Here is a 2,927-nt window from a genome sequence, read left to right as displayed (position 1 = left end):
CTTGTCCGCGACTTTGCGAAACGCTTGTCCGCGACATACCGAAATCGCTGTCCCAGTTTAGTGAAATCCGCAGTCGCCTTCGGAAGAACAGATCATCGGGATTTTGAAGGAGCATGAAGCCGGGATTTCGGTCGCCGATTTGTGCCACAAGCATGGGGTGAGCAATGCCTCGATCTACAATTGGAAGGCCCGCTTCGGAGGGATGGACGTCTCCGAGGCGAGGCGTCTGAAGAGCCTTGAGGACGAGAACGCGCGCCTGAAGCGGCTTCTTGCCGACGCCATGTTCGACAATGCCCGCGCAGAAGGATTTCGTGGGAAAGAATGTATGGCCCGCCCCGTCCGTGCAAGGGTTCGCGACATCGCCGATGACGACTCCAGTTGCATAAATGTATCCGGCCTCTCGCGAGTGGACTGCTGTTGCAGCCCAGGCCATAATGAGTACGCGCCATCTTGGCAGCCAATGCGATGACGGCCTAGTTCGGATGCATCCGACTCTAAAGACCCCGGCGACCCCGGTTTCGATCCAAATGGCGGAAGCATGATCGCGCGCCATGAACGAGGAGCTTGCGGACGTAGCGGTTGCCCCGCTTACTGATACCGAGGAGCGTCTGCTTGCCCTCCGGTTGCGGATTTCGACGATTTACCGGACGGCATTCCGATCAAGAATGGGACGCGATTCCGAGAATTAACCGGACGCGATTCCGATTAAATACCGGACAGTTTTGAAGCCTGGATAGTGCCTTTGGGTCAGCAACCTGGGCATGCATTTCCTCGACGGTAGAGGAGAGACGCATGCCGAAGAGAAGAAGGCTGACCATGAGACAATTGAGACAACTGCTTCGGCTAAGCGCGGACGGCATAAGCGTTCGCGACATTGCCACCATGCTTGGGATTGCCCGCAGCACGGTGCAGGACAACATAGAGCGAGCGACTACCGCCGGCCTATCCTGGCCGTTACCGGCGGAGCTGACTGACGATGTTCTCGAACATCGGCTCTTCTCCCGGCAGGGCGTCAAACAAGGGATACGCCGATCCGACCATCGCCGATGCCGTTCTCGACCGCCTTGTTCATAATGCCTATCGCATCGAACTTTCCGGCGAAAGCATGCGCAAACACAAGGTCCTGCCAGTCCCAGACGCAACTCCCGCTTGACCGAAAACGAGTTCGTCGACAAATATCGAAAAAGACCCAGAGGCGCTCTAAGCCGTCCGGCTTCGCCTCGGAATCGCGTCCGGTATTCTATCGGAATAGGTGTCCGGTTTCGTCTCGGAATGACCGTCCGGAATCATTGGAATACGCACTCCGGTCGAGTGTTCTCGCGGGACCAGGCCCAGCCATGCGGCCAGATCGCGGGCCTTCTGGAATTGGCTTCCGCTGCCAACGGCCGCCAGAAGTGGAAGCCTTCGGGATGAGCGAACGGCGGGCGCGCGTAAAGCCATGGGCTGTTGCCGCATGACGGTTCGCTACGAGGCCAGCAGGCCCGACGACCGCGAGCTTCGCGCACGGATGAAGGGCGATCGCGGAGGAGCGTCGCCGGCTCGGATACCGGCGTCTACTCGTGATGCTGAGGNCGCGAGGACGCGTCGTGAACCACAAGAAGCTCTTCCGGCTCTATCGCGAGGAGAAGCTGACCGTTCTGCGGCGAACGGGTTGCGCGCGAGCTGGATCGGCTCGCCACCGAACGCGGCCGGCCGACGATGATCGTAAGCAACAATGGCAGCGAGTTCACCTCGAACGCAATCCTGGCATGGGCCAACCAAGTCCGTGTCGAACGGCACTACATCGCGCCTGGCAAGCCGATGCAGACGGATGTTTTAGAATAGCCCTATCGGCTCACGATACCGTCTTTTTCCACAACCTTCGTCCTGCCCGGCCGAGGCCGCCATCGGGAAGTCGCTGCTGCATAGGCAGCTTCCGCCTTCTCGACTCGGGATCGTTCTTCTGCGCGCTTGGCCGGGATATTGTAGTCGAAGTCGGTGCCGCGCTTGGCATGGCCCGTAGTGCGGTGCGGCGATCAGAATGAGATTCGTATTGCCTCGCCCAAGAGTGTTCCCAAAGAACAATGCCGTTGCCTCACTCGGATGTTCTCGATTGCCTCACTGATTGTTTCCGAGATTTAGCCTCTGCCGATCCTGTGTTGCTCGGGGATGATCTCACTGCACGACCTCTATAATTTCCGTCCGCGCGGCATCGGCGAATGGCCCGAACACCAACGCATTGGCGTGCGTACTGCGCCAGATCGCATTCGACGCTGCACAGTCGGGATACACGCCGGGATATTTGACCTGCAAGCGTTCAAGCAACTCTCGTGACGTTCGCCAAGGCTCTGCCTCGAACCATTCCTCAAGCTCGGCAGTGACAGCAAGGAGAGGATCGGGTCTGCGCCGCTCTCGCTTGACCCGCCGGCTTGGGGCGGGCGGTCGGGTTTCACTTCCCCACCACGCCACGCAATCCGCAACCCGGACAGAAAGTCTTCGAGCGGCAATGCCTCGCCGTCGGCGGCAGCCGAACCGTCGGCGTGTCGGCGATGTCGACCAACCTCTCTTGTGCCAGGCGTATGTCGCGCACCAGCCGAACCGGATCGAGCGTCAGGTACATCGCCTTGAGGCGAAGGCGCGTGACCTCGGCCTTGCTTCGTTATGCGTCCATGAAAGGCCGGCCCTTCACCGGACTGCCGCACGCTCGGATTGAGGCCAAGATAGGCGACAAGCCTCTGTGGCTCGCTGCCACGGTGACGTCGAGGCCGGGCAACGTCATCAGGCGGCGGATTGTCGGATCCTGGAGGGCATGCAAGGCGATATCCGCCTCGACCACCGTCAACGCCTCGTTGACCTGGTTAATCAAGCCGAGGTGACGTTCGATGGCGGCGCGCTCATCCGCAGGCAATATTTGCCTCGTCAGCCATTTACGCCCGCTGAGCCCGACG

General features: G+C 60.0%; 2 protein-coding genes and 6 pseudogenes. 4 read left to right on the top strand and 4 right to left on the bottom strand.

Annotated elements, in window-relative coordinates:
* Positions 1 to 91 precede the first annotated feature (91 nt).
* Positions 92 to 292, top strand: a pseudogene (locus X773_RS73280) (transposase); the annotation flags it as partial.
* 235 nt (positions 293 to 527) lie between these two features.
* Here X773_RS73280 and X773_RS77155 read toward each other — a convergent pair.
* Positions 528 to 617 (bottom strand): annotated as a pseudogene (locus X773_RS77155) (transposase); the annotation flags it as partial.
* A 175-nt stretch (positions 618 to 792) separates the two neighbouring features.
* Between X773_RS77155 and X773_RS76080 the strand changes: the two are divergent.
* Positions 793 to 1,074, top strand: a complete 282-nt coding sequence (locus tag X773_RS76080) for a helix-turn-helix domain-containing protein (RefSeq protein ID WP_280952150.1) — start codon at positions 793 to 795, stop codon at positions 1,072 to 1,074.
* A pseudogene (locus X773_RS77150) lies at positions 1,031 to 1,153 on the top strand (ATP-binding protein); the annotation flags it as partial. The gene X773_RS76080 and the pseudogene X773_RS77150, both read left to right, overlap by 44 nt.
* 149 nt (positions 1,154 to 1,302) lie before the next feature.
* Here X773_RS77150 and X773_RS76075 read toward each other — a convergent pair.
* Positions 1,303 to 1,395, bottom strand: a pseudogene (locus X773_RS76075) (transposase); the annotation flags it as partial.
* 31 nt (positions 1,396 to 1,426) lie between these two features.
* Between X773_RS76075 and X773_RS76070 the strand changes: the two are divergent.
* Positions 1,427 to 1,806, top strand: a pseudogene (locus X773_RS76070) (IS3 family transposase); the annotation flags it as partial.
* A 362-nt stretch (positions 1,807 to 2,168) separates the two neighbouring features.
* Here the strand turns inward: X773_RS76070 and X773_RS76065 are convergent.
* Both X773_RS76065 and X773_RS77825 read right to left on the bottom strand, forming a co-directional pair.
* Positions 2,169 to 2,681: a hypothetical protein gene (locus X773_RS76065; protein ID WP_084641934.1), complete on the bottom strand. Its 513-nt coding sequence runs from the start codon at positions 2,679 to 2,681 to the stop codon at positions 2,169 to 2,171.
* Positions 2,639 to 2,927: pseudogene (locus tag X773_RS77825) on the bottom strand (hypothetical protein); the annotation flags it as partial. The gene X773_RS76065 and the pseudogene X773_RS77825, both read right to left, overlap by 43 nt.

Origin of the sequence: Mesorhizobium sp. LSJC280B00, from assembly GCF_000502835.1 — a bacterium.
Classification (GTDB): Bacteria; Pseudomonadota; Alphaproteobacteria; order Rhizobiales; family Rhizobiaceae; genus Mesorhizobium.
The sequence above is the reverse complement of the archived record's forward strand: the minus strand, read 5'-3'. Positions and strand labels throughout refer to the sequence as shown.